Annotated in this window: 14 protein-coding genes, 2 tRNA genes and 1 riboswitch; of the genes, 3 read left to right on the plus strand and 13 right to left on the minus strand. The window is 51.8% G+C overall.

All coding sequences use genetic code 11. The features are described from left to right. Positions 1–32 precede the first annotated feature (32 nt). Both EJQ19_RS18655 and EJQ19_RS18660 read right to left on the minus strand, forming a co-directional pair. A complete protein-coding gene (locus tag EJQ19_RS18655; protein ID WP_241242980.1) occupies positions 33–1,232 on the minus strand; it encodes a glycosyltransferase family 4 protein in 1,200 nt (399 codons plus the stop codon). Positions 1,233–1,255: 23 nt separating this feature from the next. Continuing rightward, positions 1,256–5,200: a non-ribosomal peptide synthetase gene (locus EJQ19_RS18660; protein WP_126142756.1), complete on the minus strand. Its 3,945-nt coding sequence runs from the start codon at positions 5,198–5,200 to the stop codon at positions 1,256–1,258. A gap of 359 nt (positions 5,201–5,559) precedes the next feature. On the opposite strand from EJQ19_RS18660, the gene EJQ19_RS18665 reads away from it, so the two are divergent. Then, positions 5,560–6,930 carry a tryptophan 2,3-dioxygenase family protein gene (locus EJQ19_RS18665; RefSeq protein WP_164716615.1) on the plus strand — a complete coding sequence of 457 codons (1,371 nt, stop codon included), beginning with the start codon at positions 5,560–5,562 and terminating at the stop codon, positions 6,928–6,930. Between the two features lie 68 nt (positions 6,931–6,998). Here the strand turns inward: EJQ19_RS18665 and EJQ19_RS18670 are convergent, their stop codons facing one another. Beyond that, complete coding sequence (locus tag EJQ19_RS18670; protein ID WP_126142758.1) at positions 6,999–7,298, minus strand: response regulator transcription factor; 300 nt, start codon at positions 7,296–7,298, stop codon at positions 6,999–7,001. Beyond that, positions 7,295–8,320: an HD-GYP domain-containing protein gene (locus EJQ19_RS18675; RefSeq protein WP_126142759.1), complete on the minus strand. Its 1,026-nt coding sequence runs from the start codon at positions 8,318–8,320 to the stop codon at positions 7,295–7,297. The genes EJQ19_RS18670 and EJQ19_RS18675 overlap by 4 nt, the downstream gene beginning before the upstream one ends. Before the next feature lie 235 nt (positions 8,321–8,555). Between EJQ19_RS18675 and EJQ19_RS31890 the strand changes: the two genes are divergently transcribed. Then, the gene (locus EJQ19_RS31890; protein WP_164716616.1) at positions 8,556–9,134 is read left to right on the plus strand and encodes a hypothetical protein; all 579 of its coding nucleotides are present in this window, start codon (positions 8,556–8,558) and stop codon (positions 9,132–9,134) included. 298 nt (positions 9,135–9,432) lie between these two features. On the opposite strand, the gene EJQ19_RS18690 is transcribed toward EJQ19_RS31890, so the two are convergent. The 5 genes from EJQ19_RS18690 to EJQ19_RS18710 form a co-directional block, all read right to left on the minus strand. Continuing rightward, positions 9,433–9,648, minus strand: coding sequence for a hypothetical protein (locus EJQ19_RS18690; RefSeq protein WP_126142762.1), 216 nt, complete (start codon positions 9,646–9,648; stop codon positions 9,433–9,435). Positions 9,649–9,826: 178 nt separating this feature from the next. After that, positions 9,827–11,620, minus strand: a complete 1,794-nt coding sequence (ade, locus tag EJQ19_RS18695) for an adenine deaminase (protein ID WP_126142763.1) — start codon at positions 11,618–11,620, stop codon at positions 9,827–9,829. 103 nt (positions 11,621–11,723) lie between these two features. Beyond that, positions 11,724–13,943 (minus strand): putative bifunctional diguanylate cyclase/phosphodiesterase, encoded by a 2,220-nt coding sequence (locus EJQ19_RS18700; protein WP_164716617.1) that lies wholly within the window; start codon positions 13,941–13,943, stop codon positions 11,724–11,726. 139 nt (positions 13,944–14,082) lie between these two features. Then, positions 14,083–14,175: riboswitch (cyclic di-GMP riboswitch) on the minus strand. 369 nt (positions 14,176–14,544) lie between these two features. Then, entirely contained in the window at positions 14,545–14,826 is a 282-nt protein-coding gene (locus tag EJQ19_RS18705) for a transcriptional repressor (RefSeq protein ID WP_164716618.1), read from the minus strand. Then, the gene (locus EJQ19_RS18710; protein ID WP_126142766.1) at positions 14,810–16,297 is read right to left on the minus strand and encodes a catalase; all 1,488 of its coding nucleotides are present in this window, start codon (positions 16,295–16,297) and stop codon (positions 14,810–14,812) included. Before EJQ19_RS18710 ends, EJQ19_RS18705 begins: the two co-directional genes overlap by 17 nt. Positions 16,298–16,618: 321 nt before the next feature. Between EJQ19_RS18710 and EJQ19_RS18715 the strand changes: the two genes are divergently transcribed. Further along, on the plus strand, positions 16,619–18,688 hold the full coding sequence (locus tag EJQ19_RS18715) for an S-layer homology domain-containing protein (RefSeq protein ID WP_126142767.1): 2,070 nt from the start codon (positions 16,619–16,621) through the stop codon (positions 18,686–18,688). A 172-nt stretch (positions 18,689–18,860) separates the two neighbouring features. Here EJQ19_RS18715 and EJQ19_RS18720 read toward each other — a convergent pair whose 3' ends face one another. From EJQ19_RS18720 to EJQ19_RS18735, 4 genes are all read right to left on the minus strand, one after another. Further along, a complete protein-coding gene (locus tag EJQ19_RS18720; protein ID WP_126142768.1) occupies positions 18,861–19,091 on the minus strand; it encodes a hypothetical protein in 231 nt (76 codons plus the stop codon). A 610-nt stretch (positions 19,092–19,701) separates the two neighbouring features. Continuing rightward, a tRNA-Leu gene (locus EJQ19_RS18725) sits at positions 19,702–19,783 on the minus strand. 16 nt (positions 19,784–19,799) lie between these two features. Further along, positions 19,800–19,871: transfer RNA gene (locus EJQ19_RS18730), tRNA-Glu, on the minus strand. 170 nt (positions 19,872–20,041) lie between these two features. After that, positions 20,042–21,784 carry a methyl-accepting chemotaxis protein gene (locus EJQ19_RS18735; RefSeq protein WP_164716619.1) on the minus strand — a complete coding sequence of 581 codons (1,743 nt, stop codon included), beginning with the start codon at positions 21,782–21,784 and terminating at the stop codon, positions 20,042–20,044. Positions 21,785–21,807: the final 23 nt, after the last annotated feature.

The raw sequence follows: 21,807 nt of genomic DNA on the forward strand, positions 1-21,807 counted from the left end.
CAATTCAATCTCCCACCAATCCGACCTCCCTGCTATTGGGACGTCACTTCTTTCTTGTTCGCCGCCGACAAAGGCCGTTTGGCATTCATCAGCGATTCATACAACGCAACCGTATGGCTGACATAAGTCGTTTGGCTAAAATACGCTGCAACCCGCGCTCGACCGCGCTCGCCGATTGCCTTGCCGTCGCACTGGAGCATTGCCGCGATCCCCGCTTTCAGGGCTGAAGCCTGCTGCGCAGGCACAAGGAGCCCCACCTCGGCCGTGACCATCTCGGGTACGCCGCCGACATCGGTCGCGACAACCGGCAGCCCTGCGCTCATCGCCTCCAGGATCACCGTCGGAAAGATGTCGTAGACGGAAGGAAGCACAAACACATCGGACTGCGCCAACAGCGCCGGAACATCCCGTCGCAGACCGAGGAAGTGCACCATGTGATCGACACCTGCCTGCCGGGCCAGCGCGAGCAGCTCGTCTTTGTATCCTTTTTCCGCGTCAAACGCCACATCGCCCACGATAACAAAGGCCACATCGGTTCTCTCCTGCTTAAGCTGCCGGGCCGCCTCGATCACATATTCAATCCCTTTCATCGGGTTCAGGCGGGCGACCGTAATCATAATTTTGCTGTCCGACGGCAGCGCCAGTTCCTCGCGCAAATTGCGAACGCCAGCCGCCGCAGGAACCGGACTCCGCTCCGGAAGACGAATGCCGTTATAAATCTTGATGAGCTTGCCCGAACGCCAAGGCCCCCACTTAAACATAATCTTGCTCCGCTCACAGAGCACGATGACTTTGTCATTAAACAAGTGGTTGAGCAGCCCCACGAACTGGTACGCCGCCAGCGGTCTTCTCGGCAGCTCGTGCACGGTTTGCACAGTCGGAATGCCTAGCAGCTTCCCGACGATATTGCCGCCAATGACCTCCATTTTGTGGGAATGGATGAGATCAATACCATGCTGCTTGACGAGCTTCTTAATCTCGCGCATGGAAGATATCAGATTTTTCATATTTCTAAAATAGTATCCGCTATCCGTCGGCTTGCCGAATACGGCAATCGTCCCAAACAGAACTTCTGCTCCGGCCTCCCGGTATTTCTCGACATAGGGACTCCAAGACGGCAGCAGCACATACGCTTGATGAATGGATGAATCCAAGCCTTGCACAAGCTGCAGCAAGACCGTATCGACCCCGCCCACTTGACTGGCATACGGTTGAATATACAAGATGCGCATAAGTACGTCCTCCTTCGGCTGGCCTATAAATACGTCTTGAGCGCCTCCGCAATATAGCCGGCGCATGGCTCGTTCAGCATCGTCGCGTGATCGCTCGGAATATTGTGCACATGAATCTCGCCGTCTCCTGTGCTTTCCCAGCCGTTCTTCGCGTCCAGAATGTAGTTGCTGTAGTCGTGCTGCGCCCGGAAAAAGGCGATCTTCCCCGGATACGGACGCGTAACATAGATACGCGGCAAGCGAAGGAAGCTGCGCGCCCGCTTCTCGGCCTCCGGCCCCGGCGAATTGAACAGCAGGTCTTGCGGCTTCAGCGCATTCCGGACCTTCTCGGCCATGAAGCGCGCTTTCCGTCCATGGGGGATTTTAAAGAAAATGCGCATATTGTCCCTAATCCGTTTAACAATATCGTGCTTGCTGCTCGGGTAGCTTGTCGGGTTCCGGGCATCCAGAATCGCAAGCAGCGGCACGTCTTCCTGCATGTTATGCAGCTGCTGCGCCATTTCATACGCGATGAGGCCGCCCAAGGAGAAGCCGAGCAAATAGTACGGCCCTTCCGGTTGGATTTGCTTGATATCGCGGATGTATCTGGCGGCCAGATCCTCCGTCGTAATCTTCGAAGCGTCATCCGGTGTCGCATAGCGCAGACCGTAGACCGGCTGATCGCTGCCCAGACGCTGCGCCAGATTCCAGTACAGGAGCACCTCGCCGGACAATTCGTGAATGCAGAAGATCGGCGGCTTGCTGCCGCTTCGCTGAATCGCTACGACCGAAGAAGCGTCTTCCTTGTCCGGATCGCCAGCCTGAAGCAATCTGGCTTGCTTTTCAATCGTATTTTTATGGAAAATAATGGATACCGGCAATTTCTTATTGAACGCTGTATCGATTTCAGAGAACAATTGCATCGCCAGCAAAGAATGGCCGCCAAGGTCGAAGAAATCGTCTTGGACGCTGATCGAACTCACCTTCAGCAGCCGCTCCCAAATCGCGGCCAGCTTGCGCTCCACGCTGTTGCGAGGTGCAACCGTCGCCGCTCCCGCAGCTGTGACAACGGGTGCGGGCAGCTTCTTCCGATCGATTTTGCCGACGGACGTCATCGGGATTTGATCCATTTCCACAATAAAAGTCGGCACCATGTATTGAGGCAATCGTTCCTGTACGAAAGACCGCAAATGCTGCTGATCCAGTTGAACACCTTCCTGCATCACGATGTAGGCGACGAGCTTTTGCCCGCCTGTCTCGCCTTTCCAGGCGCTGGCGATCGCCATTTGCACACCCGGATACGCGTTGAGCACAACTTCGACTTCGCCTAATTCGATGCGGCAGCCCCGGATTTTGACTTGATAATCCATGCGGCCAAGAAAATCGACACTCTGGTCCGCCTTGAAGCGTGCCAGATCTCCCGTTTTGTAGAGCATTCTACCTGGTACCGAGCTGAACGGATTCGGGATGAATTTCTCCTTGGACATCGCCTCGTTATGTAAATAACATCTGGCAACACCATCCCCCCCGAGATACAGCTCGCCGACAACCCCGATCGGCACTGGCTGCAAGTGCTTGTCGAGAATATACACTTCATCGTTGGCAATCGGCTGTCCGATGGAGATGGAGACTTCATCGGTGATTGCCGGAATGGTGTACGCCGTCGTAATGACGGAATTCTCCGTCGGGCCGTACACGTTAATAAATTGGGTGTTGGGCAGTCTCGTCTGAAATTTGCGAGCCAGCCACACGGGAAGAATGTCCCCACCGCTAAGCACCTGCTTAAGCCCCTGCATATATTCGCTGTAATCCTCGATCAGCAGATTCACCATATCCGGATTAGACGTATACAGCGTCACGCCCTGATCGCGAATCGTCTCGGCAATGTGCTTAAGCGTCGGCTGATTGGCGCTAACAATCGCCAGCCTGCCGCCATGAAGGAGTGCGCCGTAAATTTCCAGGCCAGAGGGATCGAAGCTGAGTGAGGTAACGTGCAGGAACGTTTCATCAGGCCCCATATCCAAGAACCCGGAATCGAGTACAAGTCGGACCATGCCAAGATGAGGAACCGCAACCCCTTTGGGCTTGCCGGTGGAACCGGAGGTATAGAGCACATAAGCCAGACTATGTGGTCCGCTGATGCTTGGCAGATTCACATCAGGCTGGGCGAGGAGCTTCTTCTCATCCAGGTCGAGCTCCAGTATATTTGCTTCCAGCGAGGGCAACTGCTTCGCTAAGCGTGAGATGGTAATGAAGCTGTGCACCTTCGCGTCCTGCAGCATGAATGCAACGCGCTCAGCCGGGTAACTGGAGTCAATCGGCACATAAGCGCCGCCTGCTTTCATGATCCCCAGAATGGCAGCTACCGCTTCCGGCGAACGGTCCAGGTACATGCCGACCAGACCTTCATTCGGCAGCTTCTGCTGTCTCAAATAGGCGGCAATTCGATTGGCGCGCCGATTAAGCTCGTCATAGGTTATATGCGTGCTGCCGCAGCTAAGGGCAATTCGGTCGGGATGTTGGAGAACACGGGCTTCAAAGAGTTCATGGATGGAGGACTGCGGCGGTACCGCTCTGGTGGCGGCGTTCCAGGTGTAGAGCATCTTATTCTTTTCGTCTTCGGGCAGAATCGGGAGGAGAGAGATCGCTTGTTCAGGCTGTTCGATAAAACTGTGGAGCAGGACGTTAAAGTGGCCGGCCATTCTTGCAACTGTTTCCGGTTTAAATAGATCCTTATTGTAGACAAAAGAACAATGCAATTCCCCATGACGTTCAATCATCTTCAAGGTGAGGTCGGCCGTCGCCGTGCTGGAGTCGCAGGGGAATTCTTCCCAATGAAGGCCTTGAATGTGAAGATTGTCCTGCTTGTTAGTCAGATCGATCCTATTCATCCTAACTTGAAAGAAAGGTTGGGAGCTGCGGGTTGGCGCCAGTTCGGAGACGAGCCTATTGAACGGCACATGCTGATGCTGAGACGATGTGCGGAAAATATGTTGAACCAATTGCAGTGCTGCGCGGGCGGACATATCCTCGGAAAGCTGCGTGCGAATGACGAGCGTCTTTTCAAACAAACCGAGCATCGGCTTAAGCTCTTCCTCTCTACGGCCGAATACTGGGCATCCGACGAGAAGATCCTCTTGCCCCGTATAGCGATGAAGCATGACATTGAGCACCGTCAGGAATAGAAGAAACGTCGTCGTTTGTTCTTGTCGGCAGAACGCTTGGACGGCTGCAAGCGAGCGATCCTGGATCGCAATCGAATACTCGCCGCTAAGGATGGAGGGACGAGCCGACTTGGTGTAATCGAAAGGGAGATTCAGCTCCGGCAGCTCACCGCCCAGTTGCTTCCTCCAGAACGCCATATCGCTCTCGAGCAGCTCGTGGCTGCTCGCGGGCTCTTGCTTGCCGGCATACGCCGTATATTGAAGGGGAAGCGGAGGCAAGGTCTCGGGCATATTTTCTGCAAAATGCTTGTAATGCAGCTTGAGTTCCCGCTGGAACAGTTGCCTGGACCAACCGTCGAAGACAATCGGGTGAAAGGCGGCAACAAACAGGTATTCCTTCGCTGAGCATTTGAGAAGTCCAACACGGAACAGCCGGTCCGAGGTTAAATCAAAGGAAGTCTGCGTCATAACATGCAAATACTTGTCCTGCTCCTCCTCACGATTCGTTTCGGATAGGTGGCTTATATCCAGCACGTTCAAACGAACCGTTTCATAGGCCCGAATCACTTGAACGGGCTCTTCCGCCACCAAAGGAAAGCCAGCTCGCAAAACATCATGTCGTCGAACGATCTCGTTCAAGCTCTTCTCTAATGCCTCGAAGTTGAAGCTGCCCTTGAGTTTATATAAGCAGACCAGGTTATGTGTCGAATTGTCAGAATACAGCTGCTCCAGCAGCCATTGATCCTTCTGCTCGGAAGTTAGCGGCCACTTTTCGATTTTTGCTTCATTTCTTCGCAATGCCGAACTGTTCAATTGTGAATGCATCCCTTTCACAGCCCCCAATATCACATGATAAAAATAGTTGAAATAAAAGATACATTTCGTATCAAGTCTTATTCTATATGACAACTAAAATTAGGTCAATGGGTTATTTACATTTTGATGAAACTAAATTTTTTCCCTATTTTCCTTGGTTTTTCGCAATTTTTCGCGGTTTCCATCGTTGCATTAGGCCTAAACACGCTTTCATTTAGGAAATAGTTATAGTTACTTTTCGTATCAAACACAATAAAAAATTGTATGAAAAATTGTGAATAAAGCCTGATACATATTGTTTACAAAATAGAAAACGAGAGATACAATTAGTATCAATTGGGGCACATTTTATGATGGGGGCGCATCGTATGGATTGGACATTGTATGGTGAAGGGCTTCAAACAAATGCATTCAGTACGATTCAAAACTGGCGATTCCGCTTGGAGAACGAAGATCTTGCTTTCTCCGATTGGGAGCAGCTTGGATTTCCCGCTGAAGCGGTCATCCGCCTGTTTTTTAATTCAGGCAAACACTTCGGGGACCCGGCGCTCCTCGCAGAACTCGTCCGGATCCATCAAGGCTTGTCAGCCTTTCACGCGGAAGAAGAATCCGGTGCCTACCGACTGACACAAGCGCTGATGCGCAGCTTTTTGGATAAACACAACCAATCCTACGACCATCTGACCTACACCGCGATGCCGATCTTCGAGCTGTTTCAGGATCACCGCAGCTTCGACATCCTGCTCCGCACTCAGGCTGACATTGTCATTGCCCTCATCTGCGACCTGATTCGTTTCGAGCTCCGCACCTTGCTCGGCGAAGAAGCACGGATGCAGCAGCACCTGCCCGCTCCTCGCAAACTGAGACAGCGCATCTATGTCGCCATTCGCGCCATCGTCAGCTGCAGCGCGTTCGACGAGCACCTGATGCTGCCGGCACATATCGATCATCTCATCGGGCTGTGGCAAGAAGAGACCCGACAGGAGGATCGCGCCATCTCCAGCTATCTGGCCGAGGAGACGCTGGCGTTGACTGACGGCATCTTCGCGCAATTGGATCCAAAGCTGGGCCTTTTGATGGACTTGTCTTTAATTCCCGTCTATGTGGCGCATGACGAATATTTGTTTTTACGCGTTTTGCAGGCCTTCGAAATGTTATTTCTTATTGTGGCGGAAGGCCTCAACGAATGCATTGGCCTAATCGCCGCCGAATCCTACTCGGTAGCCGCCGAGCGCTTTCATCTGCTCAATAACGTGCTTCGGCTAAGTCCTGCGATCTTCCGGATCCTCTCCACGATGACCAGCGCCACGTTCAACGGGTTTCGCGAATATATGCGAGGGGCCAGCGCCCTTCAATCCGAAAATTATAAAAAAATCGAGCTTTACGCCGCCCATCCCGACCCAGGGCGCTTTCGCTCGCCTTCCTTCGATTCCGTGCCGCGGGTAACGCGCGAATATCTCCAGCCGGCTTTTGCAAATCTCCAGGACGTCGTGATGCCCCTCCTTCCTGGCAGCTGCCCGGCGCAGGATATCCTCCAGCCGATGATTGCAGGCATGCAAGCGCTCGACTCCACCTTTGTCACCTGGAAAGTTACGCATTATCAGATTGTAAAAGCCATGATTGGCGATGCGCCCGGAACTTCCGGTCAAACTTCGGGAACACCTTATCTGAAACTCATGCTAGAGATGCCGCTGTTTCCTTATTTAAAAGCCTCCCTTGCCAGGCCGGCTGCCATGTAATCTAGGCGCCGCTATGCCAAAAAAGGTCAACCGAGCTTCGGTTGACCTTTTTGTATGTTCTTTGCTTCTTACATCCCCGCCGATGCAACCCTTGTCGGCTCGTTCGACCCGAGCTTCGACACGTTCAACGCTTGCTGCAGCAGCATCGCCGACAGCTTGCGCATGGAGCTGATGCCAATTTTGCCCATAATGTTGGCAAGATGAATCTTTACCGTTTTCTCGCTGATGCAGCAGCTCTCCGCAATCTCTTTATTCGTATATCCATGCGTAGCCAGCAGGCCCAGAATTTCCGTCTCCCGCTGCGTCAGCCCGTAGTTCGCGTAAAAATGCTGCAAAACCTCTTGCTCGTAGGATATTTGCTGATTCATATGACAACTTCCTTTATATGTATATTCCTTTCACGGCTAAGGTCCAGGAAAGAATTTTCGATTTTTACCAATGGCTTCGTATCATCCGACGGGTTGATATACACCACTTCACCCCAGCGGCCGTCCGTGAGCAGAACTTGCCGTCCGATTAAATTTTTGATCATATTATTCAGAAAAACTGAAACGATGTGCGGATCCAGCTCGCCGAAAAAACCTTTTCTAAGCCGGCTGACAACTTCATAAAAAGGCATCATTTCATGATACGGCCGCTTCGACGACATCGCATGAAACACATCCGCAACGGCAACGATCCGGCTCATTTTATCCAGTTGACTGTCCTGGAGCTGCAGCGGATACCCCTTGCCGTCCGCCCGTTCGTGATGCTGCAGCGCCACAAGCGCCACCCGATAATTAATGCCGACCGTTTCCCTGAGCATGTTGTAGCCCAGAATCGTATGTTTCTTGATTTCATCATATTCTTCCGTTGTCAGCTTGCCGGGTTTCATCAATATTTCTTGGGAAATTTTGATTTTGCCGACATCGTGCATGGTTGCCGCCAGAGAGAGCAGAGCGACTTCCGTATCCTCCAGGTTCATCCACTTGCCGATCAATGTGGAAAGGACGCCAACTCCGATATTATGCTGATGTGTATATTCATCCTTCGCCTTGACCGCCTGAAAAAGCTGGAACAAATCCGGATTCTCGGCAGCCTGTGAAACGATTGGGATCAATTCGTTCTTTATTTCCAACAGCGGAATTTTCTTCTGCGTTTGAATGCGTTCGAAAATATCTTTGGCATACTGCGCCGCTTTTTGAACGAGTCGCTGTGAAGAATCCTGGTTCTCAGCTGCTTCTTGCCCATTATCCGGCATGTTGACGGTTACAATATCCAGTACGTCAATGCGATGTTGGCGGAACAACTCCAGATGTTCTTCTAGCACGATCGTCTGACTTGGAACCAAAACTAACCCATAACTCGTCGTAACGTCATACTTTAGCACTTTGCCTACTAATTCTCTCACGAGTTATCGCTCCATTTAATTGAAAATTGTACCATTTTTCTATTATAAACGACAAATTACAACAAAGGAATGGGAGATATCACCTAAATTATTACTATCTCATGTAGGATAAAATTACCAAAATGGGCAGATGAATGCATCCTTACAAAACAAACCATCCACCCGTGACATTCGTCTAACGCCCTGCATATAGTAAGTATCGACAATCCGCTTCTACCTAAGGAGGACTTCAAGAATGGCTTCGAACAATAAAAAGCAGCAAGAACTTCGCGATCTCGAGATTACTTCGGACATCGATAATTCGCCGGAATCGGCTTATCCCGCTTATTATCCGGAACCGGTTCCGTACGCATACGGCTATCCGGTCCCTGCAGCTTACGGCTGGGTATCGGCTTACGATCCGCGCAATCTGGGACTGCCCGGCTTCCCTGGCGGCGGATTCCCTGGCAGCCCTGGCGGGTTCCCGGGGGCACCTGGCGGATTCCCTGGCAACCCTGGCGGGTTCCCGCCTCCGCCATTCCCAGGCGGTTCCGGCGTTCCCGGAGCACCGGGCGCAGGGCAAGCGCCAACCTCGGCGCCGCCAACCTTTACGCCGCATAAGCCGCATAAAGCGCCAGGCACATTCGCCGTGGACCCAGGCGGCATCGCACGCTGTATGTTCCGCTTCACCTACGTGTGGCTGACGAACGGCCAGCAGTTCTGGTACTACCCGATTTTTGTCGGACGCCACTCCATCGCCGGCTACCGCTGGACGGGATTCTCGTGGATGTACTTCGGCGTGGATCTGCGCAACATCGATGCGTTTACTTGCTAAAAAGCAGAACAAAAACCCCTCTCGCGTATTCGGGAGGGGTTTTTGCTGATGCAGTCATGCGGAGGTGCGGCATAAACGTTAGGATGCAGGGCTTCCTAAGTCCGAATGCAGTCCGAGTTCAGACCAAGTCCATATCCGCCAATCCTGCCAGGCAAACCGATAGCCGATCTCGGAGAAGTTCACACATGCCGAACGGCTTCGTGACATAATCATCCGCCCCGCGATCCAACAGCTCGGTCTTGTCCTGCTCCAAGCGCAAAACTTGCGCAAAGAAGCTCTGCCTGAACCGCTGCAGGTATTAGTTCTCTGGAATCTCGCATTGCGGAGGCGGCGCAAAGTAAAACGCATGCGTGCCGTCACGCGGAAAGCGCTTGCGACCAACCACCACATCCTGATCCCTGAACTCCGCCACCATGCCGCCGCCGACCATTCGTCCCTCCCGGAGCACCATCACATAGCGCCCGAATAGTATGGCATCAAAAAAATCACAATCCCATTGTAGTGGTTTCATCAAACGACGATTGTCCCCTTAAGTTTGATATTTTATTCCTTCGTTGTAATTAACGATACAAATGAATGGTCTTCTTTACAATGGATTCGTATGGTAAAACTTACAACATCTCCATCAAATTTTCGCAAATAAAAAGACCGCCTCTGGGAAGCGGTCCAACTTGATCTCATTGCGATAAAGTTCAAATTTCGACGTCTATCAGCTTGAACGCCGTCACATCCACCAACCCGCGGTTGGAGATACGAATTTCGGGTATGACCGGAAGGGCAATCAGCGAAAATGTCATGAACGGCGCGTTCAGCGGGCAGCCGATCGCCTTCCACGCAGCATCCAGCTCCGTCACTTCCCGGACGACCTCCGGCAGCGATTTATCAGACATGAGGCCGGCGATGCGAAGCGGCACCTGCGCCAGCACCTTGCCCCCATCGACCACAATCGTGCCGCCGCCGAGCTTAATCAGTTCATTCGCGGCAAATGCCATATCCGCCTCACTGACCCCCATCACGATCAGGTTGTGGCTGTCGTGTGCCACCGTCGAAGCAACCGCTCCGGTTTTCACCTGAAAACCGTGTGTAAATGCGAGCGAAATCTGCCCTGAACCGTGGTGCCGATCGATGCAGGCGAGTCTGATGACATCCTGCGCCGGATCAGGCTGAATGACGCCGTGAAGAACCGGCAGCTCCGCCGTTCGCTTCTCCGTGCGCGCGCTGTTCTCAATCGCACCCACCACATTCACCCGCGTCACGGACGCTGCAGGTTCGCGGCTCGCCAGACGGAAATCCTCCGGCGTCAGCGGCCTTTTCACATGCATGGAATTCAGAACACGGTCCGGGTACACGTACACAGGGAAATCCACGCAAAGCTGCTCCTCGTCGTAAATCACCTGGCCGTCTGTGATTACCGTCGACGGCTCCATCCGGCGCAAATCCTCGATGAGTACAATGTCCGCGCACTTGCCCGGGGCGATGCTCCCGACATCCTGCTCAAGGCGGAAATACCGCGCCACGTTGATCGTCACCATTTGAATCGCGGTCACCGGATCGACGCCTTCTTCGATCGCGCGGCGCACGACGTGATTAAGGTGCCCTTTGTCTACAAGCGTCTGCGGGGAGACGTCATCGGTCACAAGCGAGATGTTCGAGGTGTCAACCTTGTCCTCCGTCACCACCTTGATCACTTCTTTGACATCGTGCCATGCCGAGCCTTCGCGAATCATTAGATGCATGCCCATGCGCAGCTTATGCAGTCCCTGCTCCCGCGTCACCGTCTCATGATCTGACGTTACGCCGGAAGCCAAATACGCTTGCAGCATACGGTCATCATCGCTTGGAAAATGACCTGTAACCGCCTTCCCTCTAGCAACGGTCGCTTCAATCTCGCCGAACATCTTCGGATCGCCGTAGACGACGCCCGGAAAATTCATGACTTCGCCGAGTCCGATCACGCCCTCCCAGTCCAATCCCGTTTCAATGTCCGCCACGTCAAGGCTTGCGCCCGCATCCTCCAGATCGTTCGTCGCCGGCACACAGGACGGGAACGTCGTGAATACCTTCAGCGGCAGTCCTTGCCCTTCTTCGTGCATGAGCCGTACGCCTTCCGAGCCGAAGACATTGGCAATTTCATGCGGATCCATGAAAATGCCGGTCGTGCCTTTCGCCAGCGCCGCTTTGGCAAACTCCGTAACCGAGAGCATCGTGCTCTCCACGTGCATATGCCCATCAAGCAACCCCGGCACCAGATGCATCCCTGCTGCGTCCCGTACGACAGTCTGCGGTCCGATCGTATGCTCCGCATCGCCGATCAACGCGATTCGCCCTGCGGCGATCGCCACATCGGTGCCCGGCAGCAGCTCGCCTGTATAGACGTTGACCAGCGTGCCGTCTCGAATGACCAACTCGGCCGGCAGTTCCCCCAACGCCACCTTGGCCAGTGTTCGACTTACCTCCGTAAGCCTCTTTCGTTGATGATTTGCCATGCGTAGAACCTCCTGTCCGTTTGTTGCCATAATAGCCCTGTGTGAGAGGTGTGTCAACTTCCTCATCGCAGCAAGAAAACGGCACCCGTAGGATGCCGTTCCCTTATGATACACGCGAATTGTCTTTCGTCTCTTGCGCTAAAGCCAGCAGGCCGGCTATCTCCTCCGGTGGAGCCGGATAGCCGTGAAAATACCCTTGCACCGCATCGCATTTGTGCTGCTTCAAGAGCTCGAGCTGCGCGCCGCTCTCGACGCCTTCGGCCAGCACCTGAAGCTGGAGGCTGTGCGCCATGCCGATAATGGCGGAGACGATCGCCATATCCTCCTGCTTCTGTGCGATGTCTTTCATGAACGATTTATCGATTTTGAGCGTATCGATCGGGAATTTCCTCAGGCAGCTGAACGAGGAGTACCCCGTGCCAAAGTCATCGAGCGAAATCAAGACCCCAAGCCGCTTGATCTCATACAGTTTGCGAATCAATTCCTCTTCATTGTTGGAAGAAGCCACCGATTCGGTAATTTCCAGTTCAATATGGCCCGGAGCGATGCCGTTTTCTTCTAAAATCTGGGCCAATCTCTCGGCCAGATCGTCTTGCTTGAATTGACGCACCGACAAATTAATGGCCACCGGCGGCACCGCAAGACCGAGCTGCTGCCAAGCGTTGATCTGCTCGCACACGCTGCGCACGACCCACTCGCCAATCGGAATAATGAGCCCGTTTTCTTCGGCCAGCGGAATAAATTCAGCAGGAGATATCATCCCCAGCTTGGGATGGTTCCAGCGCAGCAGCGATTCAAGACCGATCAACTGCCCCGTCTGGATGTTCTCTTTGCGCTGATACACCAGATGAAGCTCCCGCTGATCCAGCGCTCGGCGCAAATCATGCTCCATCCGCAATTTGCGGCTGTTTTCTTCGCTCATCTGGTCGTCATAGCGCACATAATGGCTGATTCCCTGCTCTTTTGCCGAACACATGGCCATGTCCGCATGCTTGATAAGCAGTTCAGCGCTGCGGCCGTCCTTCGGATACATAGCAAGGCCAACGCTTGCCGTTATAATCACTTCTAATCCGTCCGTATGGAACGGATAGATCAACTCGTCCATCAGCTTGGCAATCAGCTGTTCGGCGTCCCGGTTCGTCGCGTCCGGCAGCAGCGCAACAAATTGATCGCCGTCAAGCCGTGCGACGAAGCCGTATTTCGGCAGCAGCGTCCGCAGACGCTGAGCGAAGCTTTTGAGTAGAAAATCACCTGCGGTATGGCCGAACGTGTCGTTAATCATTTTAAACCGATCCAGATCAATCAGCATCACAGCCAGCCCGCTCATCCCCGCTTCGGCGCTTTGAATTTCTTTTTCGAGGCGCTTGAGCAGACAATTTCGGTTTGGAAGATCCGTGAGCAGATCATGGTACTTCATATAGTCCATCCAATCACGGGACATTTTCACTTGGGTAATGTCGCGAATACTTGTAAGGACGGCGGGTTGCCCGTTAAAATGCAGTAAAATGGAATTCACTTCCACATCCATGATTTCGCCTTGGTAATTGTAAATTTGCAGCTCCATACGCTCCAGCTTCTTGCCCTCCTTCAAAAGCGTCAACCGATGGGCGAGCAGCGGCTGGTACTGCGGCAGGACGAAAGAGGAAACGTTCAACTCGATTACATCTTCCATGCGCGCGGCCCCGAACATGGCCAGCCCCGCTTGATTCACAAACAGCACCTGATCCCCGCGATGCACGAGATTGGCCTCCGGCGCCAGATCGAAAATATGCCGATAGCGGGACTCGTTATCCAGCGCTGCCCGCTCGCTGCGATGAAGGTCGGCGTAAAATCTTTTGCCAATGATGCAAATGCTGATACAAGCCAAACAACACATGCCAAAAATCGTATACAATACGATCACATTAACCGAATTCAAATGAAGGTAGGGGTTCAGCGAGTGATGGATGCATAAGACGATCAAACCGTACAGCGAAGCGAGCAGCGTAACCCGAAGATTCAAATAGATCAGCGACAGCGTCACATACACCAACACAAGAAAGCCGGCATTCGAGGATGGAATGAACCACAGCGATGTGAATTCAATGATAAAAAGGTAAGCGGAAATCAGATATTTGCCGATCTCCTTTTCATGCGTCAGCCTGTACAGCCCATATAAAATGAACGCATGCGGAACGACATACAGCATATGCTTCTGGTATAAATCGCTCGGAATCATCTGCAGCGAAGCGGAGACATAATAAATGGGAATTGACACTCCAATTAAGATCAGCATGGTATAAGTAAGCATTTTGGAGCTAAGCCTGTTATAATAGGTTACCACGCACGTACACGTCCTTTTCTCATCGTTTGAACTCCCGCACGAAACCTCAACAAAAAACCTTCCCGCGCCAAGTACAGGATCGCCCATCACAACCGATGAGTCCTATCCAACCTGTGCAAGAAGGTTAAGAACCTAAACATTCGGCGGTCTGGCAGCCATATCTCCCCGATCCGGGAGACTTAGACCCATGACTTTGCGTCCCCGACTTTCGTCGGATTTGCCCTTGGAAATTGGTTTTAATTACTAGTAACTAGGAAAAATATCCTGATACTACCGTTTTACCATGACTTGTCTATGTTTTGTATAGTTCCAAATAACTATATTTCCACAATGGTCCTAGAAAAATAGTCAATTATAGTCGTAAATAATCGTTTATTGTCGAATAAAAACGAATTTTCGATAGACTAGGTTAAGTTTTCATTAAGTCCACGTTCCGAATATACCCAATATCAGACACACGGGAACGATCATCCACTTGTGACTCTTTAGCCCGATGATTTTGGACAGCGTAAAGGATGTGCCATAGATGCAAGCAAAAAAAACACCTCCAAGCCGATTTCCTATCCGAAGATAGAGAACTCACTTGGAAGTGTTCTATGACTTACGAACCAATCGCCGCTTCGTACCGCACGGAATTCGAGCTGCCGCGCAAGGCGAGCTCATTCACCAGCCCCAGCTTCTCAAACACATGCAGGTTGCTGTTCACCGTCATTGCCGTGATTGCCGGATATTTGGCGCGCAGCGCCTCGCAAATTTCTTTAACGCTCGTACCTCCGGTCTGCGTATACAAAAACTCCAGTAACGCGTACCGATGCGGCGTCAAATGGATATTCTTCGCACGCATCCGCTGCAGTGCCCCGTTCAAATCATGTGTGGCTGCCATCCTGGGCACCTCCTCGCCGTACATAAGGGGAAATATCGACGTTCAGGCCAGCGGCAAGCCGCTCGCCGAACTGGGCATCCGCGCGGTAGAAATTGCAAATCGCGAGCAGCTTTGACTGTTCATGCACCGTGGCCAGGTCGCCGACCAAATTGTCAATCAGATTCGACTGCTCCTGCTCGCTAAAGCTGCGGAACGTCTCACCGGCTTGCCCAAAATCGTTCGTCTTGGCAATCCGCTGCCGAACGACCTCGCCTTGCAGCGGCGCGGAGCTTTCCCGATACGCCAGCGCTTCCTTCGGCGCATCCACGTGGCGCGTCGGTTCATAGTTGACGCTGCCGACCTGCGGCTTCATCTGCATCGCGCCGTCGCGCTGATTGTTGCGCACCGCCGCGTACGGGCAGTTCACCGGAATTTGCAGGTAGTTCGCCCCGAGGCGGTACCGCTGCGTATCCGGATAAGAGAACAAGCGGCCTTGCAGCAGCTTATCCTCGGACGGCTCTATGCCGCTGACGAGCACGCTTGGCGCGAATGCCGCCTGCTCCACATCCGCGAAAAAGTTTTGCGGATTCCGATCGAGCGTCATCGTACCGACTTTGTGCAGCGGAAGCTGATCTTCCGGCCATATTTTCGTTGGGTCCAGCGGGTCGAAATCGTAGGCATCCAAATCCTCCGGCTGGAGCAGTTGCACGTAGAGATCCCATTTCGGGAAGTCGCCGCGAGCGATAGCTTCATACAAATCCCGCGTCGCATGGTTGAAATCCCGTCCCTGCACCTCTGCGACTTCCGATTTGTTCAAGTTCCGCACGCCTTGATGCGGTTTCCAGTGGTATTTCACGTAAACGAAGTTGCCGACGGCATTCACCCATTTAAAAGCATGCACCCCGAACCCGTTCATCTCCCGGTAGTTCGCAGGCGTACCATAGTCCGAAAACACCCAAGTCAGCATATGCGTCGATTCCGGCGAAAGTGACATGAAGTCCCAGTACCGATCAGGCGTCTGCACATTCGTATCCGGCGCCGGCTTCAAGGAATGCACCATATCAGGGAACTTCATCGCATCCCGGATGAAAAACACAGGCAAATGATTGCCGACCAAATCGTAATTGCCTTCCTCTGTGTAAAATTTGACCGCAAAGCCGCGTGGGTCGCGCGCTGTTTCCGGCGATCCTTGGCCATGGATGACCGTCGAGAACCGAACAAACACCGGCGTCTCTTTGCCGGCTTCGCCAAGAAAATCGGCTTTGGTGTAGCGATTCATCGCATTCTCCACCTTGAACATACCGAAAGCGCCTGCGCCTCTCGCATGTACGACCCGCTCCGGAATGCGCTCCCGGTCAAAATGCGCCAGCTTCTCCAGCAGGTGATAATCCTCCAACAACGTCGGCCCCCGTTGGCCGGCCGTTCGGGAGTTCTGATTGTCGCCCACCGGCGCGCCTTGGTTCGTCGTTAAATAATTCGGGTTATGTGTCATGGAAAAAGCCTCGCTTTCAAAATTAAAATAAATACTTATTTATAATAATTATAATTTAATATTTATTTTATTTGTATTGATAACGATTGTCAATTCTTTTTCATCATATTATCGAAATGCGGGATTATCCGACCGACATTACCGGAAAAAGGAAAGGGGCTGCCGTGGCAGCCACCTTCTCTTGCATCTTGACACAGACTCTTACGCTGTGTTGATGAAGGTATCCTGATGCTGTAGAGATATGCAGGATAAAGATGTTTTTTGTCGAATTTTCACAATAGATTTATTTTCCATTCAATTCATCAGTCAGGAGGTTTCTTCATGCATTCCAGTAAGTCTCGGCGCATCATGGCAATTATTTTCGCATCTGCACTTGCATTCTCCGCATTTGTCTCCGTGTCCTTTGCGGCTACACCTGCCACACCAGCAGTTGCAGACAGTAAAAACATCACTGATTTGGATTTCTCGAATCAATCGGCAACACCAGCAAAGTTGGTGAGTAAGAGTGGTATTGATCCGATTAGCGCTGTAGGATTGCTTTCGATTACAGATAGTAACAATCATACTTCAGTAATCTCCACGACCGGCAATAATAGCATTATTGTATTGGTAGATTGGATTAACGCCAACATGGGGGCCACGGCGGCAAGGGCCTACGTTGAAAATCCAGACAACCCCGACAGATTCGTAATCGAGTCCACTGCAACTGGTTCTTCGGCAACTTTGACACTCGGTGATGCTATGGCAAGTTATTTATTCACCACCACATCAGCTATAGGTACCAGTGGGATTAAAAACAAGACATTCACAATAGCCGACATGGACAATGATACGGCAACAATAAACTTGACTGCTGACTATACCCCGTCTGGCATCGGTGGGATTGTGACAGATGTAAATGCAGCCCTCAATAACGCTAATGTAGATGTCAGCGCTTCAGTACTCAATTCAACCACAATCAAGCTGATCAGCGCAGGAAATGGCCAAGCCGCAGTAATCAACCTTGGCGGGGCAAACTACACGGATTTTTTCACTGAAGCATCTTACCACGGTCAAGATGCGGTGAAGGCAAATGTAAATTTGATTAAATCTCTTGTAGCTAATGAAGTCTTTGGTCATGTGATCAACAGTTCGGTAACCATCACTTCGAATGACCCTCAAGTAACTGCTGCAGCAACTGGAACAGTTACTCTTACAATTGACAATGGCTCATCTCAAACGACTGCGCTATCAAACGGAGTGGGGAGTTTTGTAACATCTAATTTGCCCCCCGGTGATCATACGTTTGTATATACTTACAGTGGTGATGCTAACTATAACGGGGCAACTACAACTGGAACTCTTCTGGTAAATCCCGCGGTGGTTTCGTCCCTGACGGCGAATCCATCGAGCGTGTCCATCATAGCAGGTCAATCTGCTTCGCTTCCGGTAGTAACGGCAGTATACAGCGATCAATCCACAGCGATCATCGCACCTTCCGATATTACTTGGACTTTCGGAGCACCGGGTGTAGCTTCCATCGTCAATGACGAGCTTAACGGCGTAAATGTAGGTAACACGGTGCTGACGGCTACCTATGGCGGTCAATCGGTCAACATTCAAGTTACAGCTACGGCTCCAATTACGGTAACAGTTCCACAGAATAACAGCGGAACATCTGAACCGGATTCAACACCTACATCGACTCAAACCCCAACACCGACTCCGATTCCGACTACTACTTCAATTTTTAACTCGGACGTCGTGAGAACGGATAAGAACGTGGTAGATTCGATCAAGGAGAAGGTAGCCGCGGCCAAGGTTTCCCACTTGAGCTCTACTTCGGTTGTTGAGCCTTCAGATATCAAGGGTCACTGGGCAGAAATGACGATCAATACATTCGAAAAGCTTGGTGTAATTAAGGGGTATGAAGATGGCTCCGCGAAGCCGGATGCTCCAATTACACGTGCTGAGTTCGTGACGATCATTACCCGAATATTTGGCATCACGGGCGGCTCTAAGTCCAATGCGTCATTCTCCGACGTTAGCGACCACTGGGCATATCAATCGATTATGACCCTTGCTCAAGCAGGAGTCATTAGCGGCTACGAGGATTTGTCCTTCCGCCCTGATAAGACAATCACGCGCGAAGAGATGGTCGTCATCCTATCCCGCCTCATCAATATGAATGGGGTATCGAAAGATACATCTAAGGGTAACTTTTCTGACCTGAAAGATTCCTACGCATCCGACGCTATAAAAAATGCGGCTGAAACCGGAATCATCGACGGTATTGGCGACAGTTTGTTCGTTCCGAAAGCACAGTCTACCCGCGCTGAAGCTTTGACGGTCATATTAAAAACACTAAACCTGAATCCTGATGTGAAAACTTTGCTGGATTCCATCAATTAACCTAATCCCATCAAATAGTGTACCTTTTACGAGATGATGTCTACGAGGCATCATCTCTGTTTATTTTCGAGCGAGAGTGATCCCGAGCAGCAAAACTCGCTGAAGCCCCCTCTCCTCTAACCCCTAATCACTCAGGGAAATTTGCCACTTTCGCAATGTAGGAAATGCAGGTTCAATGCAACCATATTGTCAAAACGCTAGCTTGACCCCCCCGGCAATACAGCCAAAAAGCCCGGTGAACAAAGTTCACCAGGCTCGTTTCCGGCAGCGCCGCCATTGCCAAATAGGCGAATTGCGAATCGGGCGTCACGATCTGCCGCAAGAGATAATATGTGATCTCCTCAAGTGTTCGATCAATCTGACTGATGCGCACGGCGAGCGCCTTGCTCGTCGATTGAGACACTTCTTCACGGATCCGAACTATCTGATGGTGTCGACGGGTTCGTCGATGCGCCAGCCTTTATCGTCGACATACCGCCAATCGATGTTCAGATCCTCCCCACCATTGGGCACGGTTTACCGGAAGGTCTTCGTTCCTTCGCCATCCTTCAGCAGCTTGGCTGTCGAGTTCCCCCCACTCCAAGATGCTGCCGCCGTCCGCATTCGGCTGCGCCAGCTTGCGGTCAATCTCAACGATGCCGCCGCTGCCGGTCATCTTCTTCCAGTAAGCCGCCGCCTGCTCCGGCGTGAACAGCAGCTCGAGATAATCGATATATTTCTCTTGGAGAAGAGGATCGTAACGACGCTATTTTCAAAAATCCGACGGTGTTGTTTCCTTAGGGGAACGAGACGACCTTACTTGTGCTATTTTGAGCGAAATTGACGTCCCAGAGCCAGATTAAGGTCTCCACGTTCCGCTTCCTAGCTGAACACTGCGAAATTCATCGTAATAGCGGCGTGTAGTTCCGCTAGTCTGCCTAGTTGGGCAAGAACCGGCGGGCCAACCTTGTATGGTTAGAATTCTACTCTAAAAATAACAAAAAACCCTTGATAAACAAGGGTTTTCGTTGGGATGCGGTCGGAGGGATTTGAACCCTCACGCCTTGTGAGCGCCACCCCCTCAAGATGGTGTGTCTGCCGTTCCACCACGACCGCAAAGAGAGAAATAAAGTGACCCGTAGGGGACTCGAACCCCTGTTACCTCCGTGAAAGGGAGGTGTCTTAACCACTTGACCAACGGGCCATAATATCAACTTAAAGATGTTAGCCCGCTTGGACGACAAAAATGATTATACTGCATTTATAAGAAAATGACAACCCTTCGGATCAAAAAAATATGGGCAGGGACCGACGAACAGCCCCTGCATCTGCATGACCAAGATTAGCAGCAGGTACACCTACCTAAGCCAACCGTTACTTGATTTTAAATACCGCCACAGCCCCAGTCAGCGCATCCACAACCGTGCGCAACTGCTCGGACGCCGCAGCAATGTTCTCCATCATCGCCAGCTGTTCTTCCGTTGCCGCCGCTACGGCTTGCGACTTCGTCATCATCTGCGAAGAACTGGCTGCCGCATGGTCCATCGTCGCCGAGATCTCCTCGGAGCTCGCCGACATCTGCTGCGTAATCGCGGACGTCTCATGAATTTGTGTCACGATCTGCGTAACCGAGCTGTGGATGGTGTCGAAGCTCTGATTCACTTCCGCCATCAATCGTGAGCCTTCGCTCGCTTCCTGCCGCGTCTGAGCCATCGACGTCGACACACTGGCGATTTCCACCCGCGTCTCGTCAATCAGTTGATTAATCGTATCTGCCGAGGCCAGCGACTGAGAAGCCAGCTTGCGAATCTCGTTCGCCACGACGCTGAACCCTTTGCCATGCTCCCCGGCTCTTGCCGCTTCAATCGAGGCATTCAGCGAAAGAATATTTGTCTGATTCGCAAATGACGTAATACTCGAGGCAATCTCGCCAATCTGATCGGATTTGCGTGTAAGCGACTGCACGGTGCCGGACAATTGCTCGACCGCATTCAGCATATGCACGATCTGCTCCTGGAGCTTCACCAGCATCGTATGACCAAGCCCCGCGTGCTCCGATGTATGCGTTGAGTGATCCGACATGATGCTGGCATTTTCCGCAACGCGCTGAATGCCGATCGCCATCTCCTCAATCGCGCGGCTCGTCTCCTCGCTGCTTCTTGCCTGCACTTCAACCTCCTGCGCCATCTCCTGAATATTCAAAGCAACATGCTCTGCCGCCCGCGCAGATTCCTTCGAGCTGTCGGACAAATCATTCGAAGCATCATGCACATACTGCGTATGTTGGGCAATCGTTCCGATCAAGCTTTTCATATTGTTCAGCATGAGATCGATCGCTTGGGCGATTTTACCGAATTCGTCTCGAGCATATGTTTGCTGCGGCTGGATGCACAAATCGCCTGCGGCAATTTTACCTGTAACATCTAGAATACGTCTGACGGTCTGCATGATTTTACGAATGACTATTCCGCCGAGCAGCAGCAGACTAATAAGTACAATGGCAACACCGATATAAACACCGCGGGCTGATTGGCGGTTTTTGGCCTCAACATCCGTTATGCTGCGGTGTGCATCCGCATCCAGAATTTCGCCGATCCGGTTCAGAGGGGCGCGCCCTTTTTCGAAAACGTCCATAAGCTTAGGATCATTCACAACTCCTTTGCCAACCGCACCGCTTTGTACGACGCTGGTCGCTCCCTTCACCCACTGGTCAAAAGAAACCTGAAAGTCAGCCGCATTTTGCTTAATCGTCGTGTTCGTCTCCGCGTGAGCTGTCTGCAGCAGCTGCTTTTCTTTCAAAATCGCAACAGCCTGCCCAACCCTTGTATTCGTTTGTTCGATGTTTTCTTGCAGCGCTTTTAACTGGGCCGCTTTCTCCTCGGCATTTAGCGTGCCCGACACCAACAGCTGGTAAGCCGTTAAAGCTTGATACATGTCGCGATCCGCGTTCAGGATCAGGGAAGTGCTGCGATCCGAGGTTTCATACAACGAAGACGTTAAAGACTCCGCTGTGGAATGATTCATTTGAAGCATATACACACTTGTGAACACATACATCAAAGATGGAATTAAAAGCAATAAAATCAAGCGCAGGCGTACGGATAACAATTGAGCCACAGCGAGTTCCCCCATATAGATGT

The sequence above is a fragment of the Paenibacillus whitsoniae genome, from assembly GCF_003955665.1.
Classification (GTDB): Bacteria; Bacillota; Bacilli; order Paenibacillales; family NBRC-103111; genus Paenibacillus_E; species Paenibacillus_E whitsoniae.